The organism is Burkholderia sp. 9777_1386 (genome assembly GCF_015712265.1).
Taxonomy (GTDB): domain Bacteria; phylum Pseudomonadota; class Gammaproteobacteria; order Burkholderiales; family Burkholderiaceae; genus Burkholderia; species Burkholderia cenocepacia.
In genome coordinates, this window is record NZ_JACCQB010000078.1 from 1 (window position 1) to 26,259 (window position 26,259).

Sequence of the window (26,259 nt, forward strand, 5' to 3'; positions counted from 1 at the left end):
GCCCGCTGGTGGCCGGTCTCTGCTCCGTCGCCGCGCTCTACGGCGCGCCCGTCGACGCACAGGAATTCGCGCTGTTCACCGGCCCGCTGTGGGGCGGCGGCCAACGCACGTATTCCTGGGCGTTCGATTACCAGGAAGGCTTGAGCCCGCATACCGCGCTCGGCTTCACGTGGTACAACGAAGGGCACATTCCGAATCATCACCGCGACGGCCAGGCAGTGCAGTTCTGGGGCCGCGTGCCGCTCGCGAACCGCCGCCTGGTGCTGTCGGCCGGCGCGGGCCCGTATCGCTACTTCGACACGGTGCCGGCCGCCGAAGGCCGCGGCTACTCGAATACGCATGGCTGGGGCGTGCTGATGAGCGTGCGCGCCGCGTACTACACGTCGCACCGCTGGATCGCGCAGCTTCAGGTCAACCGCGCGCAGGTGTTCGGCGGGCCCGACACGACGTCGGTGATGTTCGGCGTCGGCTATCAGCTCGATGCGCCCGACACGCCGGGCCCGCGCGACACCGCGTTGCCGCGCACGCGCAAGGTCACGCACAACGAAGTCACGGCGATGCTCGGCGAGACGATTCTGAACAGCCGCTCGTCGCCGTCGACGCTCGGCGGCAGCATCGAATACCGGCGCGGCCTCACGCGTTCGCTCGACTGGACCGCGACGTGGATGTACGAAGGCGCGAAGCAGTCGGTTCGCCGCAACGGCATCGCGTCCGAGCTGTGGCTCACGCGCGCGTTCCTGAACGACAAGGTCACGCTGTCGGCCGGCGCCGGCGCGTATTTCACCGTCAACCAGCGCAACCGCGAAGGCCAGCCGGGCCCGGGTGACGGCCGGTTCTCCGGCATCGTGTCGATCTCGGCCAGTTACCGGATCTCCGACCGCTGGCTCACGCGCGTCACCTGGAACCGCGTGGTCACGCGCTACGACCGCGACACCGACGTGATCCAGGCCGGCGTCGGCTACCGGTTCTAGCCCGGCACCCTCATCAGGCTACCGCCCGCGTCACGCGCGGTAGCCCGGATCGATCCGGTCGACGATACGCTGCAGCGCGTCGAACGCGTCCTGTCCCGCGCCATGCTTCGGATCGAAATTCAGCGAATCGCGCACGCACCCTTCGAGCACCGGCGGCGCGATCGGCAATGCGTCGCCGATCGCATGCGTCGCGACCTGCACCTCGCATGCGCGGTTGAGCAGCCACATCAGCGAAAACGTCTGCGCGAGCGTCGCACCGATCGTCACCGGTCCGTGGTTGCGCAACAGCAGCACGGGCCGCCCGCCCGCACTCCCGACGATGCGCCGGCCTTCCTCGAGATGCACGGTGATGCCTTCGAAGTCGTGATACGCGATCTTCCCGTACAGCTGCGCCGAATAGAAATTCGAGAACGACAGCCCGTCGCGCGAACAGCACACGGCCATCGTCGGCGTCGTGTGCACGTGCATCACGCAGTGCGCATCGGGCAGCGCCGCATGGATCGCGCTGTGGAACGTGAAGCCGGCCGGATTGATCGGCCAGTCGGAGTGACCGATCACATTGCCGTCGATGTCGATCTTCACGAGATTCGACGCGCACACCTCGCGGTAATGGAGCCCGAACGGGTTGATCAGGAAATGTCCGTCCTCGCCCGGCACGCGCAGCGAGATATGGTTGTAGATCAGTTCGGTCCAGCCGAGATGATCGAAGATGCGGTAGGCGGCCGCGAGCTGCACCCGCGCCTGCCATTCGGCTTCGGAGAAGCGCGCGGGACGCGTGAACGGCTGGTTCGGTACACGTTGCATGAGGAACTCCGGTTGCGGGGCGCGCGGCCCCGGGGCGAATGGCGGCGCGCATCGTCCATCGTGTGCCGGCGCCGCGCGCGGTGCGTACACGCCCGTGCGGCGGCACGCCGTTCGGCGCGTTCCGGCCCGCATGGTGCGAGCGGACCGGCGGCGCCCTCACGATTCACATATCGTTGCGCACACAACCATATCACCTTTCCCCGCGCACCGGTATCGCGGGTTTTGCCGGAGCCGTTCCCGCCCTTACAACTGGTCGTCGACCGGCAGCAGCGTGAAGATGCCCGTCATCACGTTGCGCAGCAGCCCCGCATGCGGGTCGACGTGATAGGTGGTGGGCTGGCCGCCGTCGGTGCCCGTCCATTCGAGCGCGGGCGGGCTGCCGTCGGTCCGCTTCGCGAGCGTGACGCGGTAGCTTTCGTCCGGCTGCGTCACGCGCGCGAAGATCGCCGCGGCTTGCTGCGCGAGCACCGGGCTGTGGATCACGAGCGCGAGCTCGGTATTCAGGTACGCGGAACGCGGGTCGAGGTTCAGCGAGCCGATCACGAGGATTTGCCGGTCGATCACGTACGCCTTCGCATGAAGGCTCGCGCGCGAGCGCGAACCGAACAGCCGCGCGGGCTGCTGGTCCGGCTGCGACTTGAACTCGTACAGCTCGACGCCGCGCTGCAGCAACGGCACGCGATACGGCGCATAGCCGGCCTGCACCGCGACCGCGTCGGTCGCCGCGAGCGAATTCGTGACGATCGCGACGCGCACGCCGCGCGCGGTCGTGTCGCCGAGGATCTTCACGCCGGCGTCGTGCGGCACGAAGTACGGCGAGAACGCGAGGAATTCCTTCTGCGCGCCGCGCGTCAGCTCGGCCAGGCGCTGCATCGGCGGGCTCACGTAGGTGCCGGTCGGCCGCGCGACCTTGTCCGGCGCATCGACCTCGAATTCGGCCGGCGCCCACACGAGCTCGAGTTCGTCGCGCGCGATCTGCCGGGCGAGCGGCGTCGCGTTCAGCGGTTTCGCGTTGTACGGATCGGCGTTCTTGCGCCAGTGGTCGCGCAGCTCGTCGCGCATCGCGTCGAGATCCTTCGGATCGAACGTCTGATGATTGAGCACGCGCAACGGATAGCTGCTCGCGCTCGCCCAGTAGTCGTCGAAGCTCTTCGAGATGTCGTTCGTCACCGGGCCGGCCGCGAGCACGTCGAGATCGCGGAACTGCAGCGTCGGGCTCGCGCTGAAGTATTCGTCGCCGAGATTGCGGCCGCCGACGATCGCGATCTGGTTGTCGGCGATCATCGCCTTGTTGTGCATCCGGCGCGTGAAGCTGTCGATCCGCGTGAAGAAGTTGGTCGTGCGCTCGACCATGCCGCGCTGCGACGCGCCGAACGGGTTGAACACGCGGATCTCGATGTTCCGGTGCGTATTCAGCGCGGCCATCACGCGGTCGATATCGTCGAAGTTCAGGTCGTCGACCAGCATCCGCACGCGTACGCCGCGATCGGCCGCGTACAGCGCGGCGCCGAGCAGCAGCTTGCCGGTCGTATCCTCGGTCGCGATGTAGTACTGCATGTCGAGCGTCTTCGTCGCCGCTCGCGCGAGCGCGATGCGCATCTGCAACGCGATGGCGCCGTCGGCGAGCAGCCGGAAGCCCGACTGCCCCGGATGCGCGGCTTCCGGCGCGGCCAGCGCATCGCGCAGCGGCGTCGCGGTATCGGCGGACAACGCGTGGGAGACCGGGCGATCGAGCGAGGTGGCGGGCGGATGCGTCGCGCACGCGGCGAGCGGCAGCAGCGCGCAGACGACTAGCGCGCGGGCCTGGCGGCAGGCGGCGCGCCACGACAGCGCGACCGGTGCGCGCCGGATCAAGGACGTGAGCACGGAAGCTTCCTCGACAGTCGGATCAATGGGCACGTCATCGCCGCGGCGCGCGGCTGACAAGCGGTTCCGGTCGATTCTAGTAGGCGCCCGACGAACCGGTCAATCGCGCGGGCCGCGCAGCCGCACCGCGCGCCGGGCAGGGTGGCGCGCGATGCGCGACCGGCCGCCGCGCGGGCTGCCGCCGTCACTGGTCCGACCAATCTCACGACGTATCGCCGCTGCGTTCGAAATGGCTGCGCACGTAGTCGATATGCGTCTGCATCGCGGTGCGCGCCTCTTCGGGCCGCTGCGCGCAGATCGCCTCGCACACGACCCGGTGCTGCAGCAAGAGCAACTCGGATGCCTGCTCGTCCTCCATCGTCATCCCGGCCACGTTGATCGAAATGTGCTCGCGCAACATTCCGATCACGCTCGTATGCAGGTGCAGGAACATCGTGTTGTGCGACGCGAGCGCGATCGCCTCGTGCAGCTTCGCGTCGGTCGCGGCCTCGACGGCCGCGTCGTCGTTCGCGTGCGCGGTTTCGAGCTCGCGCAGCAGCGCGCGGATCCGGCGCCGGTCGTTCGCATCGGCCCGCAGCGCGGCGAAATAGGCGGTCGCCCCTTCCAGCACGCGGCGGAATTCGAGGATGTCGTCGCGCAGCGCCGGATGATCGGCGACCAGCTGGCCCCACGGCGACGCGATGCCGGCGCGCAACTGGTCCGTCGCGTAGACGCCCGCGCCGCGCCGGCTCTGCAGCAGCCCGCGCGCGACGAGCCGCTGGGTCGCCTCGCGCACCGTATTGCGCGCGACACCGTACTGCTGCGCGAGCACGCGCTCGGCCGGCAGCCGCGCGCCGGCCGGCCACGTGCCGTCGAGCAGCGCCGTCTCGATCTTGCGCATCACCACTTCGGTCCGGCCCCGTGCCGTCATCGCTGCCATCGTCGCGTCTCCCCGCGGAATGCGTGCCGCGCCGATTGGCCCAACCAATTTGAGCTACGGCGCGGACGCGGGAATTATGCAGCGAAATCGACGCTCCGCATGCCGGGCCGTCGCCTCTGGAGCGAGACATGAACCCAAGGCCGTACCCCACCGCCCCCGCGCACGTCTATCTGTTCGCGACCTGCCTGGTCGACCTGTTCGTCCCCGAAGCGGGGCTCGACGCGGTCCGCCTGCTGGAACGCGAGGGCCTGACGGTCCACTATCCACGCGGCCAGAGCTGCTGCGGGCAACCGGCCTACAGCAGCGGCAACCCCGACGAAGCGCGCCGCGTCGCGGCCGCGCAGCTCGACCTGTTCGCGCAACCGTGGCCGGTGATCGTGCCGTCCGGCTCGTGCGCGGGCATGATCCGGCACCACTGGCCGGCGCTGTTCGCCGACGATCCCGTTCACGGCCCGAAGGCGCGCGCGATCGCGGAGCGGACCTACGAACTCGCCGAATTCCTCGTCCACGTGCTCGACGTCCGGCTCGACGCGATCGCGACCGGCGCCGGGCCCGACGAACGCGTCGTGCTGCACACGTCGTGCGCGGCGCGGCGCGAGATGGGCACGCGCGTGCACGGCGTCGCGCTCGTCGACGCGCTGCCGGGTGTGACGCGCATCGAACACGAACGCGAGTCCGAATGCTGCGGCTTCGGCGGCACGTTCTCGCTGAAGCATCCGGACATCTCCGGCGCGATGGTGCGCGACAAGGTCGCGTCGGCCTGCGCGACCGGCTGCGACCGGCTCGTGTCCGCCGACTGCGGCTGCCTGCTGAACATCGGCCACGCCGCGGCCAAGGCCGGCGCGCCGCTGCCGGTCGAACATCTCGCGAGCTTCCTGTGGCGCCGCACGGCCGGCGCCGGCTCGCTGCGCGGAGAGTCGCAATGAGCGCGCGCAACGCGATCCTCGCGCGGCTGCGCGCAGCCGCCCCGGATGTCGCGACGAACGCGGCCGCTGCACTCGACGCGCGCATCGACTCACACTACGCGGCACGGCGTACGCGGGTCGCGCCCGATCCTCTGGCGCTCGCGCAGACGATGCAGACCGCGCTCGCCGCCTCGCACGCGGACGTCTGGTGCGCGAGCGCCGACGCATGGCCCGCGCAGCTGGCCGCGCGGCTCGCCGACGCCGGCGTGCGCCGCCTGCTGCTCGACCCGGCCCGCGCCGAATCCGCGGCGCTCGCCCGCGCGCTGCCCGAGACGGTCGCACCCGTACCGTTCGACCGGCCGATCGACGCATGGAAGGCCGAACTGTTCGACACGATCGACGCCGGCTTCACCGTCGCGCGCTCGGGCATCGCGGCCACCGGCACCGTCGTGCTCGCGCCCGATGCCGGCACGCCGCGCACGGTGTCGCTGGTGCCGCCGCTGCACATCGCGCTCGTTCACGCGAACACGGTGCATGCGGACCTGCACGCCGCCGTGCACGCGGAACGCTGGCAAGCCGGCATGCCGACCAACCTCGTGCTGGTATCGGGCCCGTCGAAGACGTCCGACATCCAGCAGACGCTCGCCTATGGCGCACACGGCCCGCGCCGCCTGTGGGTCGTGATCGTCACCGATTCGGCCGCGCCGCCGGCCGCCCCCGCCTGTGAGGACCTGCCGCGATGAGCAACCACCCGCTGCAATTCGTCGCCCCCGGCGACTTCAAGACCCGTGCGCGCGCCGCGCTCGACGATCCGGCGCTGCGCCAGAGCTTTCGCGGCGCGATGGACTTCCTGCAGGGCAAGCGTGCGACGCAGTTCCCCGACGACACCGAGCTGCAACGGTTGCGCGATCTCGGCGAAGCCGTGCGGCAGCATGCGCTCGCGCAACTGCCCGTGCTGCTCGAACGGCTGGAGACGAAGCTCACCGAAGCCGGCGTGCACGTGCACTGGGCCGAGACCGCCGCCGACGCGAACGCGATCGTGCTCGGCATCGCGCAGGCAAAGAAGGCGCGCCGCGTGATCAAGGGCAAGTCGATGGCGAGCGAGGAAATCGAGCTGAACCATTACCTCGCGGAGCACGGCGTCGACTGCATCGAATCCGACATGGGCGAATTCATCGTGCAGCTCGCGGGCGAAAAGCCGTCGCATATCGTGATGCCGGCGATCCACAAGACCCGCGGCGACATCGCCGAACTGTTCGCGGCGCACCTGCCCGGCACGCGCTACACGGAAGACGTCGACGAACTGATCCAGACCGGCCGGCGCGCGCTGCGCCGTGCGTTCGCCGAGGCCGACATCGGCCTGTCGGGCGTGAACTTCGCGGCCGCCGACACGGGCACGCTGTGGCTCGTCGAGAACGAAGGCAACGGCCGCCTGTCGACGACGGTGCCCGACACGCACGTGGCGATCATGGGAATCGAGAAGGTCGTCGAGAAGCTCGAGCACATCGTGCCGCTGTCGAGCCTGCTCACGCGCTCGGCCACCGGCCAGGCGATCACGACCTACTTCAACCTGATCTCCGGCCCGCGCCGCGACGGCGAACGCGACGGCCCGCGCGAGCTGCATCTCGTGCTGCTCGACAACGGCCGCACGCAGGCGTACGCGGACGAACAACTGCGCGCGACGCTGCAGTGCATCCGCTGCGGCGCGTGCATGAATCACTGCCCCGTCTATACGCGCATCGGCGGCCACGCGTATGGCACGACCTACCCGGGCCCGATCGGCAAGATCATCTCGCCGCACCTGCTCGGCCTCGACGCGACGGCCGACCTGCCGACCGCGTCGACGCTGTGCGGCGCCTGCGGCGAGGTGTGCCCGGTGCGGATCCCGATCCCGCAACTGCTCGTGCGGCTGCGCACCGAAGCGAACCGCAAGCCCGACGAGCCGGTCGCGCATCCGTTGCGCGGCCAGGGCGCGAACTACCACCGCGCGGAAGAACTCGTGTGGCGCTTCTGGTCGGGTGCGTTCGCGCATCCGCGTGCGTACCGCGCCTTCCGCTGGACCGCGACGCGCCTGCGCGCGCTGACGCCCGCGAAACAGATGGGCTGGACGCAGCACCGCACGCCGCTCGAACCGGCGCCGCGCAGCCTGTCCGACCTGCTGCGCGCACGCGGCCAGCCCGAATAGCACCCGCTTTCAAACCCGTACCCCGATAAATCCATGGAGGAGACACCCATGCAGGTTTGGCACCAGATCTACACCCCGCTCGGCAGCCTCGGGCTGTCGGCGTTCGTCGCCGCGATTCCGATCATCTTCTTTTTCGTCGCGCTAGCCGCGCTGCGGATGAAGGGCCACGTCGCGGCCGCGATCACGCTGCTGCTGTCGCTCGGCGTCGCGATTCTCGCGTACGGGATGCCCGTGCCGCAGGCGCTCGCGGCCGGCGGCTTCGGCTTCGCGTACGGCCTGTGGCCGATCGCGTGGATCATCGTCGCGGCCGTGTTCCTGTACAAGATCGTCGTGAAGACCGGCCAGTTCGACATCATCCGTGCGTCCGTGCTGTCGATCACCGACGACCAACGCCTGCAAATGCTGCTGATCGGCTTCTCGTTCGGCGCGTTCCTCGAAGGCGCGGCCGGCTTCGGCGCGCCCGTCGCGATCACCGCCGCGCTGCTCGTCGGCCTCGGCTTCAAGCCGCTGCACGCGGCCGGGCTGTGCCTGATCGCGAATACCGCGCCGGTCGCGTTCGGCGCGATGGGCATCCCGATCATCGTCGCCGGGCAGGTGACGGGCATCGATGCGTTCCACATCGGCGCGATGGCCGGCCGCCAGTTGCCGCTGCTGTCGCTCGCGGTGCCGTTCTGGCTCGTGTTCATGATGGACGGGCTGCGCGGCGTGCGGCAGACCTGGCCCGCCGCGCTCGTGGCGGGCGGCAGCTTCGCGGTGACGCAGTACTTCACGTCGAACCACATCGGGCCCGAGCTACCGGACATCACGTCGTCGCTCGTCAGCCTCGTCGCGCTCGCCGCGTTCCTGAAGGTCTGGCAGCCGAGCCGCGCGAAGCAGACGGCGGGCAGCATCGTCGCGTCCGGCGGCGGTGCGGCGCTCGCGGGGTTCGGTACAGGCGGCAACGGCTCCGGCACGAGCCGCCAGCCGTCGCCGTACACGCTCGCGCAGACCGTGCGCGCGTGGTCGCCGTTCCTGATCCTGACGGCCGTCGTCACCGTGTGGAGCATCGCACCGTTCAAGGCGCTGTTCGCCGCGCACGGCGCGCTCGCGTCGACCGTGCTGAAATTTCACGTGGCCGGGCTCGACCAGCTCGTCGTGAAGACCGCGCCGATCGCCGCGACGCCGAAGGCGCTCGACGCGGTGCTGAAGATCGATCTCGTGTCGGCGGTCGGCAGCGCGATTCTCGTGACCGCGCTGATCTCGATGGCGCTGTTGCGGATGAAGCCGCGCGACGCCTGCGTCACGTTCGGCGAGACGCTGAAGGAACTGACGCGCCCGATCCTGTCGATCGGCCTCGTGCTCGCGTTCGCGTTCGTCGCGAACTACTCGGGGATGTCGTCGACGCTCGCGCTGATGCTGGCCGGGACCGGCGCCGCGTTCCCGTTCTTCTCGCCGTTCCTCGGCTGGCTCGGCGTGTTCCTGACCGGCTCGGACACGTCGTCGAACGCGCTGTTCTGCTCGCTGCAGCAGGCCACCGCCCATCAGCTCGGCGTGCCGGAGACGCTCGCGGTCGCCGCGAACACGACGGGCGGCGTGACCGCGAAGATGATCTCGCCGCAATCGATCGCGGTCGCGTGCGCGGCGACGGGCCTCGTCGGCAAGGAATCCGAGCTGTTCCGCTTCACGGTGCGGCACAGCCTGCTGTTCGCGGTGATCGTCGGGCTGATCACGCTCGTGCAGGCGTACGTGCTGCCGGGGATGGTGCCGTAAGCGGCGCGCAGGCACGGCCCAAAACAAAACCCCACGCCCGAACCACGAGCGTGGGGTTTTTCATGTCGCTTGCCGATCGCCGGCGCGAACGGCCGGCGCTCCGCCGCGCGATCAGCTGCCCTTCGCGATGCGATCCTGGATGTGCTGCGCGCGGCTCGCCGACGACGGGTGCGAGCTCATCATCGAGCTCTGGCCGCCGTCCATCTGCGCGAGCTTCTGGAAGCCGGTGACGAGGCCCTTCTGGCTCATGCCCTTCTGCTTCATCAGGTCGAACGAGTAGTCGTCGGCCGCGCTTTCCTGCGACTGCGAGAACTGCGCGTTGATGAACTTCTCGGTGATGTCGCCGAGCTGCGAACTCGACAGTGCCGCCACGCCCGGCGAGGCCGCGCCGGCCGCGCTGCGCGCCGCGCTCACCGCGTATGCGGTCTGCATCGCCTTCTTCGAGTGGCCGAGTGCGACGTGGCCCATTTCATGGCCGATCACGCCGCGCAGCTCGTCGTCGTTCATCATGTCCATCAGGCCGCTGTACACGCGCACGCAGCCGTTGCCCATCGCCCACGCGTTGACGTCCTTGGTCAGGTAGACCTTGTAGTTGATTTTCTGGCCGTTCAGCGTCATGTCGCCGAAGCCCTTCATCACCTTCGTCAGGCGCTTCGCGTAGGCGCTGTTCGCCGGCGCGATCTTCGATTCGGCGTCGCTCGACTTGCACGATTCGTTCGACAGCGCGGCGATGTCGCTGTCCGACAGCGTCGCTGCCTTGTACAGGTTGGTCCCCGCCGACGTCAGGCTGTTCGCGTCAAGGCTCTGTACCCCGCCGCATGCGCTCAACAGGAACGCCACGCCACACGCCGCCACCGCTTTCTTGAGTTGCATCCCGGAATCCCTCGATAGTTGTATTTGGGAGCGGCGATTTTGCATAATCCGGCAGAAAATTACCAGATGTTTACATCGGATGACACGTTCATTACTCGTTGGATTGACATGACGCGGCGATCCGGCACCGGATTGGCGACGAAAAGCAGGGTAATCGCCGCACGCGGGGCGGCGACCGCGAAGGAAACGGCCGGCTCTTCGCTCAGGCCGTCTGGTCGCGCCGCCGCGTCAGACGCCGGGCGACCAGCATCGGCAGCCGCATCGCGAAGCCGGCGAACAGGCGCAGGTGCATCCACGCGAGCAGCGCGTTGTCGCGGCCGTAGTGAAAGTGCGACACGCCGCCTTCGTCCCGGCCGAAATAGCGCACCGGCGCGTCGATGCGGATCGGCCGCACGCCGGCCCAGCACAGCCGCACGGCGGCTTCGGGATCGAAGTCGAAGCCGCGCATCCACGGCTGGCGCCGCATGATCGCCGCCAGCGGCGCGACCGGATACACGCGAAAACCGTACAGCGAATCGCCGATCCCGGCCCACAGCGTCTCGAGGTCGGCCCACGCGTTCGACAGCCGGCGCCCCTGCACGCGCAACTGCGGCGCGCTCGCGTCGAACTTCGGCACGCCGAGCACCATCGCATCGGGCGCGGCCTGCGATGCCGCCATGAAGGCGGGAATCAGGTCGGCCGGATGCTGGCCGTCGGAATCCATCGTCAGCACGTGCGTGAAGCCGCTCGCGGCCGCCGCGTCGAGCCCCGCGTGCACCGCGGCGCCCTTGCCGCGATTCTCCGGCAGCACGATCACGCGCAAGCCGGGATCGCGCTCGGCCATCGCCTGCAGCCGTTCGGCGCTGCCGTCGGTGCTGCCGTCGACGACGACCCACACCGGGTTCCACTGCGCGCGCGCATGGCGCACGGTCGTGTCGACCTTGGCGCCCGGGTTGTAGCTCGGAATCAGGACGAGATGAGTGGGCGACGCGTGCAGCTTGAACATGGAAACAGCCGATGACGAAGACGGGGATCCTGACAAAAGTGTATGACCGGCCGACGAACGCCGGCACGCTTCGTCGACCCCGGCCGCCTGCCCGACCGGTGGCCGGATCGTGAGGCTCTCGCGCTTCATGACAGCCACTCCATCGCATGACCGGCGCTGGCCTCGATCTCGACCAGCAGGTCGTCGCGGCACACGTCCGCATGCACGAACAGCGGCCGCACGTGAGGACCGGCGGCCTCGCGCAGCACGCGGCCGATCGCGGCCAGCGCCGCGGGGTCGCCTGCATCGCGCACGTAGACGCGATAGCCGAGGTCCGCGAGCGAGAACGGGCCGTGCCCCTGCCGCGCGGCCTGCTCGAGCACCGCCGCGAGGTTCGCGACCGTCTCGCGCGTCTGCGCGACGACGTCGCCGCGATGCACGGTGCGGTGCCCGACGATGCTCGCGGTGCCCGAGACGAACAGCACCGGCGTCGCGTCGCCGTCGGCCCACGCGGCGGCGCGCGCGAACGTCGGCGCGCGCGGGCCGTACTGCGCCGGATAGTGATAGGCGCTCACCTGGCGCGGATTCTCGATGGAATCGGCCGGCGTGCGGCTCGCGAGGAAATGGATCGCGAGCGGCGCGGCCGGCGACGCATCGCCGGCGACCGGCACGACCGAGCCGAGCGCGCACGCGGCCGGCACGCCGCCCGTCAGTGCGCGGCGGCACGCGTCGAACGCCTGCTGACGGCCGATATTGAACTGACGATAGCGCTCGATCCCGAACTGCACCGCATTGATTGCCGGCACGGTGTTCCAGATCCGCAGCGGATGCGGGATGCCCAGCGTATCGAGCAGCTCGAACAGCGCGCGGTACGCGTCGAACGTCGCGCGTTCGAGCGGCGTGCCGCCGTCGCGCGGCGCGTCGTCCGCCGCGTCCGTCTCGTGCACGACGAGGCTGCCGAACACGAGCCCCGCCGCTTCGCTGTAGCGGTAGTGCAGCGCACCGCGCCGCTCGCTGCGCACGTCGTGCGCATCGCATTGCCACACTTCGCAGACCGCATCGTCCGGTGCGACGTCGGCGCCGAGCAGCGCCATCTGTACCGGTGCGACCGGCAGGCCGGGCGCGGCATCGGTCAGCATCCGCGCCATGGCGGCCGCGCGCGATGCGTCCGGTGTTCCCGCCGCGCCGATGCACACCGCGCCCAGCGCGCCGGGAAACACGCGATCGAATCCGTCATCCCGGCCGCACGCATCGTGCAGCAGCGCGACGAGCCGCGCATGGCTCGCCTGGACGAGCCGCAGCGCGCGGTCGCCGCCGTGCGCGAACGGCGCGGCCGCAGGCGCGGCGGCGGGCAACATCGGACACGGACGCCGTTCGGCGTCGACTGAATGCACGGACACTTCGATTTCCTCACGATGCGGCACGGGCCGCGCGATCACGCAGCCCTGCACCGCGTTGCGTTACGTCAGGCCCACGCGGCGCGCTTCGTCATGCGAGCCCGCCGTTGACGGACAACACCTGCCCCGTCACATAGGCCGCGGCGTCGGACACGAGATACGCGACCATCGCCGCGACTTCGTCGGGCCGGCCCGCGCGCTGCGCGGGCACGAGCTGCTTGATGCGTTCGGCGGGAAACGCCTGTTCGGCCATCGGCGACGCGATGATGCCCGGCGCCACCGCGTTCACGGTGATGCCGCGCGACGCGAGCTCCAGCGACAGCGACTTCGTCGCGCCGATCAGCCCCGCCTTCGCGGCCGCGTAGTTGGCCTGCCCGCGATTGCCCGTCACGCCGGCCACCGATGCGATGTTGACGATCCGTCCGCGCCGCGTGCGGATCATCGGCAGCAGCAACGGCTGCGTGACGTTGAAAAAGCCGTTGAGCGTCACGTCGATCACGCTGTGCCATTGCCGGCGCGACATGCCGGCCATCGGCGCGTCGTCGTGGATGCCAGCGTTGTTGACGAGGATCTGCACCGGCGCATCGTCGATGAACGGCTGCAGCGCGGCGAGCGTCGCGTCGGCGTCGGTCACGTCGAACGCGATCGCGTGCGCGGCGCCGCCGGCCGCGACGATCTGCTGCGCGACCGCCTCCGCCTGCGCGAGATGGCGGTTCGCATGCACCCACACTTCATGGCCGGCCTGCGCGAGCGCCGTGCAGATCGCCTGCCCCAGCACACCGCTGCCGCCCGTCACGAGCGCCCGCATCGCCTTGCTCCGTTCATCGCGTTTTCCCCTCGATCGATGCCGTCGCGCATCGTCCGCCGAGCGACGCCGTCACTTCGTGCGATGCGCGGCGACGTAGGCAGCCAGCGCACCGAGCGTCGCAAAGATCGTCTGGTTGTCCGGATTGTCCGAGCGCAGTTCGAAGCCGTATTTCTTCGAGATCAGCAGCGCGATTTCCAGGATGTCGATGGAGTCGAGCCCGAAACCTTCGCCATACAGCGGGGTGTCGGCCGTCACTGTTTCGAGCGGGACGTCTTCGAGATTCAGTTCGCCGATGATCAGCGTGGCGAGCTCTTGTTCCAGTGCGTTCATCATGCGTGCGGGCAGGCGGCCCATGGCAGCGGGAGGCGCCCGGAAACGGCAACCGTCGTGCACGCCCGGCGCGTGCAAATCTCCGTCCCTCCGGCGTCTGCCGGCTTCCCCGCCTGCGTCATGTGGGGATCGTTTGTAAAAGTTACGCGGATTCTAGACGATGGGTATCGGGTCGTATACCGCGAATGGTTACAGACTCGCTAGCCGGCGCCGCGGCCCGTTGCGCACGGGAATGGACGAGACGCTTGAGCCGCTTTGGATGGAAATGGACCGACCCCGCGAAACCGTTCGCCCGGTGCCATACAATCGGTTACAAAACCCGGTCGCGGGCGGCCCGAAGCCGCCCCGCCGCGGCCCTAAAATGAGCGTGCCCGACCATCGGCCCGGACTCGCGTCCCGGCCGCCATTCATATGATGTTTGACGGCCCGACCCCGCGTCCGGCCACGATCCGCCCGATGTTTCCAGTGATGCCACGTCCGCCCTTGCGCCCCGTTCCGGTTCGCCCGCCCGTCAGCCGCCGCAGCCCGGCCGCCGGCCGGTGCGCGCGCCGTGCGCCCGGAGGCCGTCGATGAGCCGGCTGCTGCCCGTCGTGCGCGGCGTCGCAGCGGTCGGCACCGTGGCCGCGTACCAGATTGGCGCGCACTACGCGAGCGCGACACCGGGCGCGCACGGCGTCGGCCTCGCGATGGCGCTCGTGCCGCCGCTGCTGCTCGCGCTCGGCGTGGCGCTGCGCTCGCCGCGGCGCGCGTGGCTCGTGCCGGCATGGCTGCTGGCCGCCGCCGCGTTGTGGGCCGCGCGCGCGCCGCTCGCGCAGCACTTCGAATGGGGCCTGTATCTGGAGCACGCGAGCTTCAACGTCGCGATGGCGCTGCTGTTCGGCCGCACGCTCGTGGCCGGCGACGTGCCGCTGTGCACCCGCTTCGCCGCGATGATCCACGGCACCGTCACGCCGGCCGTCGCGCGCTACACGCGCCGGATCACGCTCGCGTGGACGCTGTTCTTCGTCGCGACCGCCGCCGTGTCGACGCTGCTGTTCGCGACCGCGCCGATCGTCACGTGGTCGACTTTCGCGAACTACCTGTCGCTGCCGCTCGTCGCCGTGATGTTCGCCGCCGAGCATGCGTGCCGGCGTGTCGCGCTGCCGCACGAGCCGCAGCCGCGAATGGTCGACGCGGTGCGCGCGTATCGCGCGTCGACCCACGCATCGCAGGCCTCGCGATGAATTCATGACCGGCGCGGCTGCGTGGCCGCGCCGGCCTTCGTTCCCGTCTTGACCGATTTATGCCGACTCACCCGCTGGTATTCCATTCCTCGCCCGACCGGACGATCGCCTGGCGCGACGGCTCGCCCGTCACCGTGCGCGCGTTCGTCGCCGACGTCGCGCGCGTGGCCGCCGCGCTGCCCGCCGGCGGCCACGTGTTCAACGTGTGCCGCGACCGCTATCGCTTCGCGGTCAGCCTGTGCGCGGCGCTCGTCGCCGGCAAGATCAGCCTGCTGCCGTCGACGCACACGCCGGAAATGGTCCGCCAGCTCGCGTCGTTCGCGCCCGATGCGTTCTGCCTGCACGATGCGCCCGACTGCGCGATCGACCTGCCGCGCTTCGCGTATCCCGACGCCGCGCCGGGCAAACCGGCGGCCGATGCGCCGTTCGCCGTCCCGCAAATCGACGCGGCGCGGATCATGGCCTACGTGTTCACGTCCGGCTCGACCGGCGCGCCGGTGCCGCACCGCAAGACCTGGGGCTTCCTGGTCGGCTGCGTGCGCGCGGCGGCCGAGCGGCTCGGGCTGCTCGACGGCCGTGCGGCGACGCTGATCGGCACGGTGCCCGCGCAACACATGTACGGTTTCGAGTCGACGGTGCTGCTCGCGCTGATCGGCGGCCTCGCGTTCAGCAACCGCCAGCCGTTCTACCCGAGCGACATTCGCGACGAACTCGACGCGCTCCCGCAGCCGCGCGTGCTCGTCACGTCGCCGATCCACCTGCGCGCGCTGCTGTCCGCCGGCCATGCGCTGCCGCGCGCGGCGCTGGTGCTGTCGGCCACCGCGCCGCTGTCGGAAAAGCTCGCGTGCGAAGCCGAGGCCGCGCTCGACGCGCCGCTCGTCGAGATCTACGGCAGCACCGAGACCGGCCAGATCGCGACCCGTCGCACGTCGCAAGGCGCGGCGTGGGAACGGTTCCCGGACATCCGGCTCGATGCCCGCGACGCACCGGACGGCGACGACAGCGGGCCGACCGTGTGGGTATCGGGCGGGCACGTCGAGGCGCCCGTGCCGATGGGCGATGCGCTCGAACTGCTCGGCGACGGCCGGTTCCTGCTGCACGGCCGCAAGGCCGACCTCGTCAACATCGCCGGCAAGCGCACGTCGCTCGCGTACCTGAACCATCAGCTCAACGCGATCGCGGAGGTGGTCGACGGCGTGTTCTTCATGCCGGACGAAGCCACGCCGGCGCACGGCGACACCACCCTCGAGCCGATCACGCGGCTCGTCGCGCTGGTCGTCGCGCCGACGCTCTCGGCCGCCGATCTGCAACGCGCGCTGCGCGAGCGGATCGATCCGGCGTTCATGCCGCGCCCGCTCGTGTTCGTCGATGCGCTGCCGCGCAACGAAACGGGCAAGCTGCCGCGCGACGTGCTGGCGGCGCTCGTGGCGCAACATGCGCGTGCCTCGGGCGCGACGCCCACGCCGCCGGCCGGGCGCGACCCGGCCCGCACGCCCTCGTCCGCGCTCGCGTTCACGATTGCCGCCGACCACCCCGCGCTGCCCGGCCACTTCCCCGGCCATCCGGTCGTGCCGGGCGTCGTGCTGCTCGATCACGCGATCCACATGATCGGCGCGGCGATGAACCGTCCGCTGCATGCGTGGCGGCTCGGGTCCGCGAAATTCCTGAGCCCGGTCGCGCCCGGCGAACCGCTCGATCTCGCGTACGACGCGGCGGCCAGCGGCGCGATCCGTTTCACGGTGCGCACCGGGTCGCGCGAGGTCGCGACCGGCGTGCTGTCAGCACCACCGTCCGTGCAGGATGGCGCGCAGCCATGAAGCGCACCGCATGGGCCGAACGCCAGGAGCGCAGCAACGCGGGCTTGCTGCGCGTGATGACGTGGATCTCGCTGCGCTTCGGCCGGCCGCGCGCGCGTATCGTGCTGCACCTGATCGCGACGTATTTCGTGCTGTTCTCGCCGGCCGCGTGCGCGGCGTCGCGCGACTACCTGCGCCGCGTGCTCGGGCGCCCCGCGCGCTGGCGCGACGTCTATCGGCACGTGTTCACGTTCGCGGCGACGATCCACGATCGCGTGTATCTGATGAACGGGCGCTTCGACCTGTTCGACATCCGGCTGCACGGCGAAACGCTCGTCGACGATGCGCTCGCGGGCGGACGTGGCGCGTTCCTGATGGGCGCGCATCTCGGCAGCTTCGAAGTCGTGCGCGCGATCGGCCGCACGCATCCGGACCTGCGCGTGGTCGTCACGATGTACGAGAAGAACGCGCGCAAGATCAACGCGACGCTCGCGGCGGTGAACCCGGCCGCGCAGCCGGAGGTGATTCCGCTCGGCCAGGTCGACTCGATGCTGAAGGTACGCGAGCGCCTCGACGCGAACTGCATGGTCGGCATGCTCGCCGACCGCACGCTGCTCGACGACGCGGCCGCGTCGCTGCGGCGCGTGCCGCTGCTCGGCGCGCCGGCCGCGTTCCCGCTCGGGCCGCTTTACATGGCCGCGATGCTGAAGCGCCCGGTGATCTTCATGACGGGCCTCTATCGCGACGGCAACCGCTACGATGTGCACTTCGAGACGCTCGCCGATTTCTCCGACGTGCGGCGCGATGCGCGCGCGGCGGCGGTCGACGCGGCGCTCGCGCGCTACGTCGCGCTGCTCGACCGGTACTGCCGCGCGGCGCCGTACAACTGGTTCAACTATTTCGATTTCTGGCAAGGCGGCGATGCCGTGGCCGCACCCGCGCGCCGCGAGGCGGCGCACGCCGGCGCCGACCTGCCCGCCACGAGGGATTCCGACGCATGACCGCCGTTCGCCGCTGCCTGCTCCCGTTTTCGTCGCCCCGCATCGCCGGTGTTATCCGCGTGATCGCCGCCACCGCCACCGCCGCCGCGATCGCGCTGGCCGTGCCCGCGCACGCGGCCGATACCGGAACGGCCTGGACCCTCGACCGGCTGATGTCGACGCTCGCGCAGCACAAGTCGGGCCGCGCGACCTTCACCGAGACGAAGACCCTGTCGATCGCCACGCAGCCGATCGAATCGTCGGGCGAACTGGTGTTCGTCGCGCCGGATCATCTGGAAAAGCACACGCTGCGCCCGACGCCCGAACACCTCGTCGTCGACGGCGAGATGCTCACCGTCGAGCGCAACAACCGCAAATACACGCTCGCGCTCGCGCGCTATCCGGAACTCGGCGCGTTCATCGACAGCATCCGCGCGACGCTCGCCGGCAACCGCTTCGCGCTCGAACAGGTGTACAAGGTCGCCCTCGCCGGACGCGGCGACGACTGGACGCTGACGCTCACGCCGCTCGACTCGCGGATGCTGAAGGTCGTCAGCACGATCACGCTCGACGGCACGCGTGACGTGTTGCGCAGCGTCGCGATCCGGCAGGCCGACGGCGATCGTTCGGTGATGCGCCTGCAACCCGTCGCGGCGCACGCGAACTGATGGACGATCGTACGCGCCCCTCGCCCGTCACGCGTCGCCCACCCGCGTGGCGGCAGCGCGCGGTGCTCGTGTGGCTGCTCGCGCTCGTCGCGTGCGGCGTCGCGATCGGGCGCGCGCAGTTCACGGCCGACCTGTCCGCGTTCCTGCCGAATGCGCCGAGCGCCGGGCAGCGCGTGCTCGTCGACCAGTTGCGCGACGGCATCGTGTCGCGCCTGATCCTCGTCGCGATCGACGGCGGCGATGCCGGCACGCGCGCCGCGCTGTCGCGGCGCGTCGCCGGCACGCTGCGCACCGATCCGCGGTTCGCGGCCGTGCACAACGGCGAAGCCGCGAACGACGCGCGCGACCGGCAATTCGTCTTCGCTCATCGCTACCTGCTGAGCCCGGCCGTCACGCCGCAGCGCTTCAGCGCCGACGGCCTGCACCAGGCGCTCGGCGACAGCCTCGACCTGCTGAGTTCGTCGGCCGGCCTCGTCGCGAAGGCGATGCTGCCGCGCGACCCGACCGGCGAAGTCGCCGCGCTCGTCGATGGGCTCGACAGCGCGGCCGAACCGGCGAGCCGCGACGGCGTGTGGGCGTCGCGCGACGGCACGCGCGCGGTGCTGGTCGTGCAGACGGCCGCCGCCGGCTCCGATACCGATGCGCAGGCCCGCGCGATCGACGCCGTGCGCCGCGCGTTCGTGGCCGCGACGCAGGCCGTGCCGAATGCGGCCGGCACCACGCTCGCGATGACCGGCCCCGGCGTGTTCTCCGTCGACACGCGCGACACGATCCGGCACGACGTCGAGCGGCTGTCGACGGCGAGCGTCGTGCTGATCGTCGCGCTGCTGCTCACGCTGTACCGGTCGCCGCGCACGCTCGCGCTCGGCCTGCTGCCGGTGCTGACGGGCGTCGCGGCCGGGATCGCGGCGGTCAGCGTCGCGTTCGGCACGGTCCACGGGCTGACGCTCGGGTTCGGTACGACGCTGATCGGCGAAGCCGTCGACTATTCGATCTACCTGTTCGTGCAATCGGCGCAGGCCGGCACGCGCGGCACGGCACGCCCGGCCGACGCGACGCGCGCGTGGGTCGCCGCGTACTGGCCGACGATCCGGCTCGGCGTGCTGACGTCGGTGTGCGGGTTCGCGTCGATGCTGTTCTCCGGCTTCCCGGGCCTCGTGCAGCTCGGGCTGTATTCGATCGTCGGCCTGACGGCCGCCGCGCTCGTCACGCGCTTCGTGCTGCCGCACCTGCGCGGCGAGCATGTCGCGATCCGCGACGTCTCGCGCGTCGGCGCCGTGCTCGCGCGCGCGGCCGACGCCGCGCCGCGGCTGCGCTGGCCGCTCGCGGTGCTCGTGGTCGCCGCCTGCGCGACGCTCGCGCTGCATCGCGACGGCCTGTGGAGCCGCGAGCTCGCCGCGCTCAGCCCCGTACCGGCACCGGCGCAGGCGCTCGACGCCCGGCTGCGCGCCGACGTCGGCGCGCCCGACGTGCGCTACCTCGTCGTGATTACCGCGCCGACCGAACAGGCCGCACTCGAAGGCGCGGAAAAAGTGGCCGCGCAATTGCAGCCGCTCGTCGAGCGCGGCACGCTCGGCGGTTTCGACAATCCGGCCCGCTACCTGCCGAGCGACGCCGCGCAGCGCGCCCGCCAGGCGAGCCTGCCGGATGCGAACACGCTTGCCGCGCGGATGCGCGATGCCGTCGCCCACCAGCCGATCGCGGTGAAGCCCGACCTGTTCGCGCCGTTCCTCACCGACGTCGACGCCGCGCGTCACGCGCCGCTGCTGACGCGCGCGGACCTGCACGGCACGTCGATGGCGCTCGCCGTCGACGCGCTGCTGACCGAACGCGACGGCCGCTGGAGCGCGATGCTGCCGCTGCGTGCGCCGGACGCCGCACGCACCGCGCAGCCGGCGTCGAGCCTCGACGCGACGCCGATTCGCGCCGCCGTCGCGCGCGCGGGCGTGCCCGATGCGCTGTTCGTCGACATGAAGGCCGAAGCCGATCGCCTGTACGTGAGCTACGTGCACGAGGACCTCCGGCTGTCGCTCGCGGGGTTCGCCGCGATCGCCGTGCTGCTGCTGATCGCGCTGCGCTCGCCGCGCCGCGCCGCGCGCGCCCTTGCGCCGCTCGTCGCGGCCGTGCTGGTCGTGACGGCCGGCTTCGCGCTCGCCGGCGTGCAACTGACGATCCTGCACCTGGTCGGGATGCTGCTGATCGTCGCGGTCGGCTCGAACTACGCGCTGTTCTTCTGCCGGCGCGCGAATGCGCAGCCCGTCACGCCGTACACGCTGGTATCGCTGCTGATCGCGAACCTCGCGACGGTCGCCGGCTTCGGGCTGCTCGCGCTGTCGCGCGTGCCGCTGCTCGAAACCTTCGGGCTGACCGTCGGCCCCGGCGCGATGCTCGCGCTCGCGTTCGCGGCGATTCTCGCGCCGCGCGCCGCGGCGACGATCGGTCATGGTGAACGTGGAGGCCGCGCATGAACGCGTCGTCGTCCATGCCGCCGCGCCACGCCGGCGACGCACGCCGCTGGAAGCCGACGCCGCTGATCGCGGGCGCCGCGGCACTGCACGCGGGCGCGGCCGCCGCCGTGGTCGCGCAACCGGCCACGTGGCCGTGGGCCGTCGGTGGCGCGGTCGCATCGCATCTCGCGCTGACCGCGGCGGGCCTGTGGCCGCGCAGCACGCTGCTCGGCCCGAACTGGACGCGCCTGCCGGCCGGCGCGGGCCGCCGCATCGCGCTGACGATCGACGACGGCCCGGACCCGGACGTCACACCGCGCGTGCTCGACCTGCTCGACCGTTACGACGCGCGTGCGACGTTCTTCTGCATCGGCGATCTCGCGCGCCGCCATCCGCGGTGGATCGAGGCGATCGTCGCGCGTGGTCACGCGGTGGAGAACCACAGTCAGCGGCACCGCCATACGTTCTCGCTGTCGGGGCCGGCCGCGCTGCGGCGCGAGATCGCGGCCGCGCAGCAGACGCTGACCGACATCGCCGGCACGCGCCCGCTGTTCTTCCGCGCGCCGGCCGGCCTGCGCAATCCGTTTCTCGAACCAGTGCTGTGCGAATTCGGGCTGCAACTGGCGAGCTGGACGCGGCGCGGCTTCGACACGCGGGCGCGCGACGCCGCGACCGTCACGCGCCGCCTGCTGCACGGCCTCGAGGCGCGCGACATCCTGCTGGTCCACGACGGTCATGCCGCACGCGATGCGCGCGGCGAACCGGTCGTGCTCGACGTGCTGCACGCGGTGCTGCGCGCGGCCGCCGACGCGCAGTTGCACTGGACCACGTTGCGCGCGGCGCTCGCGCCTGAACCGCCCCAACCGCCCGGCCAGCCGCGCGTGCCGGCACCCCCGTTTGATAAAATCTGACCGCGAACGGCGCGCCTGCCAGCCCTGCTGCGGCGCCCGTTCCGGCCACCGGATGCGACCCTCGTGAACCCTCTCCTGCTCTCGCACTTCACCGCCACCAGCTGCATCGGCCGCGGCCTCGACGCGACCCTCGGTGCGCTGCGCCGCGCCCGCGGCGGGCTCGTGCCGTGCAACTTCGAGCGCGCGGATCTCGACACGTGGATCGGCGCGGTGGACGGCGTCGATGCGCACCCCGTGCGCGCCGATCTCGCCGACTTCGAATGCCGCAACAACCGCCTCGCGCAAGTCGGCCTGACGCAGGACGGCTTCGACGCCCGCGTCGCGGCGGCCGCTGCGCGCTACGGCGCCGCACGCATCGGCGTGTTCGTCGGCACGAGCACGGCCGGCATCCTCGAAACCGAACGCGCGTACCAGCGCCGCGATCCGGCGAGCGGCGCGCTGCCGGCCGATTTCCGCTATGCGCACACGCACAACCCGTATTCGCCGGCCGCGTTCGTGCGCGCGTATTTCGCGCTGCGCGGGCCGGCGATGGCGATCTCGTCCGCGTGTTCGTCCGGCGCGAAGGCGTTCGGCTCCGCGCGCCGCATGATCGAGGCCGGGCTGATCGACGCGGCCGTCGTCGGCGGCGTCGATTCGCTGTGCCTGACGACGCTGTACGGCTTCAATTCGCTCGAACTGCTGTCGCGCCGGCCATGCCGGCCGTTCGACACGGCACGCGACGGCATCTCGATCGGCGAGGCCGCCGCGTTCGCGCTCGTCGAACGTGTGCCCGACCCGCCCGCTGCGCTCGACGACGACGCGATCCTGCTGCTCGGCATCGGAGAATCGAGCGATGCGCATCACATGTCGTCGCCGCATCCGGAAGGGCTCGGCGCGCGCGCCGCGATCGAGCAGGCGCTCGCATCCGCCGGCCTCGGCGCGCACGATATCGACTACGTGAACCTGCACGGCACCGCGACCCCGAGCAACGATGCAGCGGAAAGCCGCGCGCTCGGCGCGCTGTTCGCCCGCACGCCGTGCAGCTCGACGAAGGGCGCGACCGGCCACACGCTGGGCGCGGCCGGTGCGCTGGAGGCGATCGTCGCCGCGCTCGCGCTGCAGGAGCAGTTCGTGCCGGCCGGCGTCAACACGACGCAGCCCGACCCGGCGCTCGTCGCCGACTACGTGCTCGCGAGCCGCGACACGCGCGTGCGCGCCGTCCTCTCCAATTCGTTCGGCTTCGGCGGCACGAATTGCAGCCTGATCCTCGGCCGCGCCCGGCACGTGGCCGGTCGCGCCCGCCGTTGAGGCCCGCCATGACACTCACCGCGTTCATCGAGAGCATCGGCCTCGTCGGGCCGGGATTGACCGACTGGCCGCACGCGGCCGACGTGCTCGCGGGCCGCGCGCCCTACGCGGCCGCCCGCACCGAACTGCCCCCGCCCGCCGGGCTGCCGTCCGCCGAGCGGCGTCGCACGGGCCCCGTCGTGCGCGCCGCGCTCGCGGTCGGCCACGCGGCGGTGGCCGCGAGCGGCCGCGACGCCGCGACGCTCGCGACCGTGTTCAGCGCATCCGGCGGCGACGGCCAGAACTGCCACGCGATCTGCGAAACGCTGGCCGGCGACGATCGCCAGCTGTCGCCGACCCGCTTCCACAACTCGGTGCACAACGCCCCGGCCGGCTACTGGAGCATCGCGACCCGCGCGATGGCGACGTCGAACGTGCTGTGCGCGCACGACGGCAGCTTTGCCGCCGGCCTGCTCGAAAGCCTGTGCCAGGTCGTCGTCGATCGCGTGCCGAGCCTGCTGATCGCGTACGACACCGACTATCCGGAACCGCTGCGTGCGGTGCGGCCGATCGGCGACGCGTTCGGCGTCGCGCTCGTGTTCGCGCCGGAAGCGAGCGAACGCACGCTCGCCCGCATCGACGTGCAGCTCACCGATGCGCCCGCCACGACGCTCGCGCATGCCGAGCTCGACGCACTGCGCGCCGGCAATCCGGCCGCCCGCGTGCTGCCGCTGCTTGACGCGCTCGCCACGCGGCAATCGACGCGCGTCGTGCTCGACTACCTGGCCGATACGCGCGTGCAGGTCGACGTCGCGATGCCCGACTCTTTCGCGGAGCGCGCGCGATGACCACGACGGTCGTATTGACCGCGCCGCTCGACCACGCGTGGATTGCCGCGCACATTCCGCACGCCGGCACGATGTGCGTGCTCGATTCGGTCGATGCGTGGGATGCCGAACGAATTCGCTGCACCGCGACGAGCCACCGCGATCCGCACAACCCGCTGCGCGCGCACGGGCGGCTCGCGTCGGTCTGCGGCATCGAGTACGCGGCGCAGGCGATGGCCGTACACGGCGCGCTGCTCGGTGCGCATGAGGCGCGCCCGCGCGCCGGCTATCTCGCGAGCGTGCGCAACGTCGACGCGTTCGTCGACCGGCTCGACACCTTCGAGCAGCCGCTCACCGTCGACGCGGAACGCATGAGCGGCGACGGCCGCTCGGTGCTGTACGGCTTCGCGCTGCGCTGCGGCGAGCGCGTGCTGCTGTCCGGCCGCGCGGCGGTGATGCTCGACGCATCGGCCGCCGGCGCGTTTCAACCGGCGCCCGCCGGCAACACGAATCCTCGATGAAGAGGCTTACCTCAAGGAAACCGGTCGTGAAAGTTCGTCAGTTCATTGGCGCCGCGCTCGTTCTGGCGCTGCTCGGCCCGCTCGCCCACGCGGACATGTCGGAAGTGAAGCAGGACATCAAGCGCGATTCGAAGGAAGCCGCGCACAAGACCGGCGACGCGGCGCGCAGCTTCGGCCACGCGACCGCGAGCGCCGCGAAGGCGGTCGGGCACGGCGTCGCGCATGCGTCGCGCGAAGGCTGGGAAGCCACCAAGCGCACGACGAAGCGGATCTTCCACAAGAACGACTCGGGCGAGTCTGCCGGAAAGAGCGAAAGGAACGACTGATCGCGCATCCCGCGCGCGTGGCCGACGGCATGCGCGCGGGGCGTGACAGCCCATCGATCGCCCATCGATCGCCGATCGAGCGTTCACCGATCGCGACGCGTCGGCGCCGCGCTCAGCGTGCATCGCGCATGCGGCGCAACGACCGCGCCGGCCTGCGCGCGAAGCACTTGCCGTACGCGACGAGCCAGCAATCGCGATGATCGAAATTCCGCAGCAGCCGCGCGCGGCGCCGCTCGAGCCAGTAGAGCGCGATCGCCATCGTCAGCGCGACGGCCAGTGCCGAGCCGCCGATCACGAGTCCCATCCAGGTGTCGCCCATGCGTTCTCCGGAATGCGAGGCCGAAGCGGCGCGCCTGCCGCTTCGGCACGGAATGGTGCGGAACGCGGCCCGCCCGGGCGCGAACGCCGTGCGGGCCGCCGCGCGTCAGTGCATGTGCTGACCGCCGTTGATCGCGATGTTGGAGCCCGTCACGAAGCCGGCCTCCTCCGAGCACAGATAGGCCACCAGCGCCGCGACTTCCTCGGGCTTGCCGAGCCGGCCCGCCGGAATCTGCGGGAGGATCTTCGTGTCGAGGATGTCCTGCGGGATCGCGGTGACCATCTTCGTCGCGAGATAGCCGGGCGACACCGTGTTCACCGTCACGCCCTTGCGCGCGATCTCCAGCGCGAGCGATTTCGTGAAGCCGTGCATGCCGGCCTTCGCGGCCGCATAGTTGGTCTGGCCGACCGACCCCTTCGAGCCGTTCACCGACGAGATGTTGACGATGCGGCCCCAGCCGCGCTCGACCATGCCGTCGCAGACAGGCTTCGTCATGTTGAACACGGAGTCGAGGTTGGTGCGGATCACGGCATCCCAGTTGACCTTGTCGAGCTTGCGCAGCGTCATGTCGCGCGTGATGCCCGCATTGTTCACGAGAATGTCGACCGGGCCGACGTCCCGCACGATCTTCTCGATGCATTGCTGGCATGAATCGTGATCGGCCACGTCCACCGGATACGCATGGAATTCGCGGCCGGCCGCATGCATCTCGGTCAGCCAGCGGTCCGCGCCGGTGTTGTTCGGCGAATACGTGACGACTACCCGATGACCCGCGTCGTTCAACCTGATGCTGACCGCTTCGCCGAGGCCGCCCATCCCACCCGTCACAACTGCAATTCGCTTAGTCATACTATGAATTACCGACAAAAAAGTAATCGATGAAAGGCGGGGCGACGGCATCGGACATGCCGCCGCCCCACCGCTTCGATGCGCAGCCCCCGCCCGCTTCGCGGACGCGTCGCGCATCGGCACCGCGCTTTGTTGTTGACTGCCTGTGTTGCGCGAAAACCGTCCGGCTCGCCCGCGGCACTGGCCCACGCCGCAAGCGAACCGTGTCGTCAGGCCGCTGCTCCGACGCGCTCGACCGCGAGCGCGACGCCCATCCCGCCGCCGATGCACAGCGACGCCAGCCCGCGCTTCGCATCGCGCTTGACCATCTCGTGCAGCAGCGTCACCAGGATCCGGCAGCCCGACGCACCGATCG

Annotated in this window: 25 protein-coding genes and 1 pseudogene; 15 read left to right on the top strand and 11 right to left on the bottom strand. The window is 70.8% G+C overall.

All coding sequences use genetic code 11. The features are described 5' to 3' along the window. Positions 1-5 precede the first annotated feature (5 nt). Positions 6-971, top strand: coding sequence for a hypothetical protein (locus tag H0X91_RS32460; RefSeq protein WP_196433696.1), 966 nt, complete (start codon positions 6-8; stop codon positions 969-971). Between the two features lie 30 nt (positions 972-1,001). Here the strand turns inward: H0X91_RS32460 and H0X91_RS32465 are convergent, their stop codons facing one another. The 3 genes from H0X91_RS32465 to H0X91_RS32475 form a co-directional block, all read right to left on the bottom strand. Beyond that, a complete protein-coding gene (locus tag H0X91_RS32465; RefSeq protein ID WP_006487919.1) occupies positions 1,002-1,775 on the bottom strand; it encodes a class II aldolase/adducin family protein in 774 nt (257 codons plus the stop codon). A gap of 243 nt (positions 1,776-2,018) precedes the next feature. Then, positions 2,019-3,641: a phospholipase D family protein gene (locus H0X91_RS32470; RefSeq protein ID WP_006497399.1), complete on the bottom strand. Its 1,623-nt coding sequence runs from the start codon at positions 3,639-3,641 to the stop codon at positions 2,019-2,021. 202 nt (positions 3,642-3,843) lie between these two features. Continuing rightward, the gene (locus H0X91_RS32475) at positions 3,844-4,560 is read right to left on the bottom strand and encodes a FadR/GntR family transcriptional regulator (protein ID WP_012492411.1); all 717 of its coding nucleotides are present in this window, start codon (positions 4,558-4,560) and stop codon (positions 3,844-3,846) included. A gap of 128 nt (positions 4,561-4,688) precedes the next feature. Between H0X91_RS32475 and H0X91_RS32480 the strand changes: the two genes are divergently transcribed. From H0X91_RS32480 to H0X91_RS32495, 4 genes are read left to right on the top strand one after another with little or no spacing between them, the layout of a single operon-like run. After that, positions 4,689-5,486, top strand: a complete 798-nt coding sequence (locus H0X91_RS32480) for a (Fe-S)-binding protein (protein WP_058901806.1) — start codon at positions 4,689-4,691, stop codon at positions 5,484-5,486. Next, entirely contained in the window at positions 5,483-6,208 is a 726-nt protein-coding gene (locus tag H0X91_RS32485) for a LutC/YkgG family protein (protein ID WP_048987442.1), read from the top strand. The genes H0X91_RS32480 and H0X91_RS32485 overlap by 4 nt, the downstream gene beginning before the upstream one ends. After that, positions 6,205-7,650, top strand: a complete 1,446-nt coding sequence (locus tag H0X91_RS32490; RefSeq protein WP_006488727.1) for a LutB/LldF family L-lactate oxidation iron-sulfur protein — start codon at positions 6,205-6,207, stop codon at positions 7,648-7,650. The genes H0X91_RS32485 and H0X91_RS32490 overlap by 4 nt, the downstream gene beginning before the upstream one ends. Positions 7,651-7,698: 48 nt before the next feature. Further along, entirely contained in the window at positions 7,699-9,399 is a 1,701-nt protein-coding gene (locus tag H0X91_RS32495; protein WP_196433687.1) for a lactate permease LctP family transporter, read from the top strand. A 111-nt stretch (positions 9,400-9,510) separates the two neighbouring features. On the opposite strand, the gene H0X91_RS32500 is transcribed toward H0X91_RS32495, so the two are convergent. The 5 genes from H0X91_RS32500 to H0X91_RS32520 form a co-directional block, all read right to left on the bottom strand. Continuing rightward, a complete protein-coding gene (locus H0X91_RS32500; protein WP_006477817.1) occupies positions 9,511-10,272 on the bottom strand; it encodes a M48 family metalloprotease in 762 nt (253 codons plus the stop codon). A 202-nt stretch (positions 10,273-10,474) separates the two neighbouring features. Next, on the bottom strand, positions 10,475-11,257 hold the full coding sequence (locus H0X91_RS32505; protein ID WP_196433688.1) for a glycosyltransferase family 2 protein: 783 nt from the start codon (positions 11,255-11,257) through the stop codon (positions 10,475-10,477). 125 nt (positions 11,258-11,382) lie between these two features. Beyond that, positions 11,383-12,687 (bottom strand): chorismate transformation enzyme, FkbO/Hyg5 family, encoded by a 1,305-nt coding sequence (locus H0X91_RS32510; RefSeq protein ID WP_080323522.1) that lies wholly within the window; start codon positions 12,685-12,687, stop codon positions 11,383-11,385. A gap of 37 nt (positions 12,688-12,724) precedes the next feature. After that, positions 12,725-13,441, bottom strand: coding sequence for a 3-oxoacyl-ACP reductase FabG (gene fabG, locus H0X91_RS32515; protein ID WP_006497407.1), 717 nt, complete (start codon positions 13,439-13,441; stop codon positions 12,725-12,727). A gap of 69 nt (positions 13,442-13,510) precedes the next feature. Then, positions 13,511-13,795: a phosphopantetheine-binding protein gene (locus H0X91_RS32520; RefSeq protein WP_006490634.1), complete on the bottom strand. Its 285-nt coding sequence runs from the start codon at positions 13,793-13,795 to the stop codon at positions 13,511-13,513. 545 nt (positions 13,796-14,340) lie between these two features. On the opposite strand from H0X91_RS32520, the gene H0X91_RS32525 reads away from it, so the two are divergent. The 10 genes from H0X91_RS32525 (at position 14,341) to H0X91_RS32570 (ending at position 24,736) form a co-directional block, all read left to right on the top strand. Then, complete coding sequence (locus H0X91_RS32525) at positions 14,341-14,994, top strand: hypothetical protein (protein ID WP_196433689.1); 654 nt, start codon at positions 14,341-14,343, stop codon at positions 14,992-14,994. 59 nt (positions 14,995-15,053) lie between these two features. Further along, positions 15,054-16,811, top strand: coding sequence for an acyl-CoA synthetase family protein (locus tag H0X91_RS32530; RefSeq protein ID WP_196433690.1), 1,758 nt, complete (start codon positions 15,054-15,056; stop codon positions 16,809-16,811). Then, complete coding sequence (locus H0X91_RS32535; RefSeq protein WP_058901811.1) at positions 16,808-17,791, top strand: LpxL/LpxP family acyltransferase; 984 nt, start codon at positions 16,808-16,810, stop codon at positions 17,789-17,791. Before H0X91_RS32530 ends, H0X91_RS32535 begins: the two co-directional genes overlap by 4 nt. Then, positions 17,788-18,438, top strand: coding sequence for an outer membrane lipoprotein carrier protein LolA (locus tag H0X91_RS32540; protein WP_196433691.1), 651 nt, complete (start codon positions 17,788-17,790; stop codon positions 18,436-18,438). The genes H0X91_RS32535 and H0X91_RS32540 overlap by 4 nt, the downstream gene beginning before the upstream one ends. After that, on the top strand, positions 18,438-20,906 hold the full coding sequence (locus H0X91_RS32545; protein ID WP_196433692.1) for an MMPL family transporter: 2,469 nt from the start codon (positions 18,438-18,440) through the stop codon (positions 20,904-20,906). Before H0X91_RS32540 ends, H0X91_RS32545 begins: the two co-directional genes overlap by 1 nt. After that, complete coding sequence (locus tag H0X91_RS32550) at positions 20,903-21,796, top strand: polysaccharide deacetylase family protein (RefSeq protein WP_196433693.1); 894 nt, start codon at positions 20,903-20,905, stop codon at positions 21,794-21,796. Before H0X91_RS32545 ends, H0X91_RS32550 begins: the two co-directional genes overlap by 4 nt. 63 nt (positions 21,797-21,859) lie before the next feature. Then, positions 21,860-23,083 (top strand): beta-ketoacyl-[acyl-carrier-protein] synthase family protein, encoded by a 1,224-nt coding sequence (locus H0X91_RS32555; protein ID WP_196433694.1) that lies wholly within the window; start codon positions 21,860-21,862, stop codon positions 23,081-23,083. A gap of 8 nt (positions 23,084-23,091) precedes the next feature. Next, positions 23,092-23,910 (top strand): beta-ketoacyl synthase chain length factor, encoded by an 819-nt coding sequence (locus H0X91_RS32560; protein WP_046337479.1) that lies wholly within the window; start codon positions 23,092-23,094, stop codon positions 23,908-23,910. Then, positions 23,907-24,410, top strand: coding sequence for a hotdog family protein (locus H0X91_RS32565; RefSeq protein WP_006481514.1), 504 nt, complete (start codon positions 23,907-23,909; stop codon positions 24,408-24,410). The genes H0X91_RS32560 and H0X91_RS32565 overlap by 4 nt, the downstream gene beginning before the upstream one ends. Continuing rightward, positions 24,407-24,736, top strand: a complete 330-nt coding sequence (locus H0X91_RS32570; protein ID WP_012492404.1) for a hypothetical protein — start codon at positions 24,407-24,409, stop codon at positions 24,734-24,736. Before H0X91_RS32565 ends, H0X91_RS32570 begins: the two co-directional genes overlap by 4 nt. A 112-nt stretch (positions 24,737-24,848) precedes the next feature. Here the strand turns inward: H0X91_RS32570 and H0X91_RS32575 are convergent, their stop codons facing one another. From H0X91_RS32575 to H0X91_RS32585, 3 genes and pseudogenes are all read right to left on the bottom strand, one after another. After that, a complete protein-coding gene (locus tag H0X91_RS32575; protein ID WP_196433695.1) occupies positions 24,849-25,055 on the bottom strand; it encodes a hypothetical protein in 207 nt (68 codons plus the stop codon). A 105-nt stretch (positions 25,056-25,160) separates the two neighbouring features. Beyond that, positions 25,161-25,904, bottom strand: coding sequence for an acetoacetyl-CoA reductase (gene phbB, locus H0X91_RS32580; protein ID WP_012492403.1), 744 nt, complete (start codon positions 25,902-25,904; stop codon positions 25,161-25,163). A gap of 209 nt (positions 25,905-26,113) precedes the next feature. Further along, positions 26,114-26,259 (bottom strand): annotated as a pseudogene (locus H0X91_RS32585) (acetyl-CoA C-acetyltransferase); the annotation flags it as partial.

Excerpts from the sequence above, each read along its gene's own strand:
- H0X91_RS32560 (WP_046337479.1), top strand. The coding sequence starts at position 23,092 with ATGACACTCACCGCGTTCATCGAGAGCATCGGCCTCGTCGGGCCGGGA.
- H0X91_RS32545 (WP_196433692.1), top strand. The coding sequence starts at position 18,438 with ATGGACGATCGTACGCGCCCCTCGCCCGTCACGCGTCGCCCACCCGCG.
- H0X91_RS32465 (WP_006487919.1), bottom strand. The coding sequence starts at position 1,775 with ATGCAACGTGTACCGAACCAGCCGTTCACGCGTCCCGCGCGCTTCTCC.
- H0X91_RS32485 (WP_048987442.1), top strand. The coding sequence starts at position 5,483 with ATGAGCGCGCGCAACGCGATCCTCGCGCGGCTGCGCGCAGCCGCCCCG.
- H0X91_RS32480 (WP_058901806.1), top strand. The coding sequence starts at position 4,689 with ATGAACCCAAGGCCGTACCCCACCGCCCCCGCGCACGTCTATCTGTTC.
- H0X91_RS32540 (WP_196433691.1), top strand. The coding sequence starts at position 17,788 with ATGACCGCCGTTCGCCGCTGCCTGCTCCCGTTTTCGTCGCCCCGCATC.
- H0X91_RS32490 (WP_006488727.1), top strand. The coding sequence starts at position 6,205 with ATGAGCAACCACCCGCTGCAATTCGTCGCCCCCGGCGACTTCAAGACC.
- H0X91_RS32525 (WP_196433689.1), top strand. The coding sequence starts at position 14,341 with ATGAGCCGGCTGCTGCCCGTCGTGCGCGGCGTCGCAGCGGTCGGCACC.
- H0X91_RS32500 (WP_006477817.1), bottom strand. The coding sequence starts at position 10,272 with ATGCAACTCAAGAAAGCGGTGGCGGCGTGTGGCGTGGCGTTCCTGTTG.
- H0X91_RS32565 (WP_006481514.1), top strand. The coding sequence starts at position 23,907 with ATGACCACGACGGTCGTATTGACCGCGCCGCTCGACCACGCGTGGATT.
- H0X91_RS32575 (WP_196433695.1), bottom strand. The coding sequence starts at position 25,055 with ATGGGCGACACCTGGATGGGACTCGTGATCGGCGGCTCGGCACTGGCC.
- H0X91_RS32550 (WP_196433693.1), top strand. The coding sequence starts at position 20,903 with ATGAACGCGTCGTCGTCCATGCCGCCGCGCCACGCCGGCGACGCACGC.
- H0X91_RS32505 (WP_196433688.1), bottom strand. The coding sequence starts at position 11,257 with ATGTTCAAGCTGCACGCGTCGCCCACTCATCTCGTCCTGATTCCGAGC.
- H0X91_RS32570 (WP_012492404.1), top strand. The coding sequence starts at position 24,407 with ATGAAGAGGCTTACCTCAAGGAAACCGGTCGTGAAAGTTCGTCAGTTC.
- H0X91_RS32530 (WP_196433690.1), top strand. The coding sequence starts at position 15,054 with ATGCCGACTCACCCGCTGGTATTCCATTCCTCGCCCGACCGGACGATC.
- H0X91_RS32520 (WP_006490634.1), bottom strand. The coding sequence starts at position 13,795 with ATGGGCCGCCTGCCCGCACGCATGATGAACGCACTGGAACAAGAGCTC.
- H0X91_RS32535 (WP_058901811.1), top strand. The coding sequence starts at position 16,808 with ATGAAGCGCACCGCATGGGCCGAACGCCAGGAGCGCAGCAACGCGGGC.
- phbB (WP_012492403.1), bottom strand. The coding sequence starts at position 25,904 with ATGACTAAGCGAATTGCAGTTGTGACGGGTGGGATGGGCGGCCTCGGC.
- fabG (WP_006497407.1), bottom strand. The coding sequence starts at position 13,441 with ATGCGGGCGCTCGTGACGGGCGGCAGCGGTGTGCTGGGGCAGGCGATC.
- H0X91_RS32495 (WP_196433687.1), top strand. The coding sequence starts at position 7,699 with ATGCAGGTTTGGCACCAGATCTACACCCCGCTCGGCAGCCTCGGGCTG.
- H0X91_RS32475 (WP_012492411.1), bottom strand. The coding sequence starts at position 4,560 with ATGGCAGCGATGACGGCACGGGGCCGGACCGAAGTGGTGATGCGCAAG.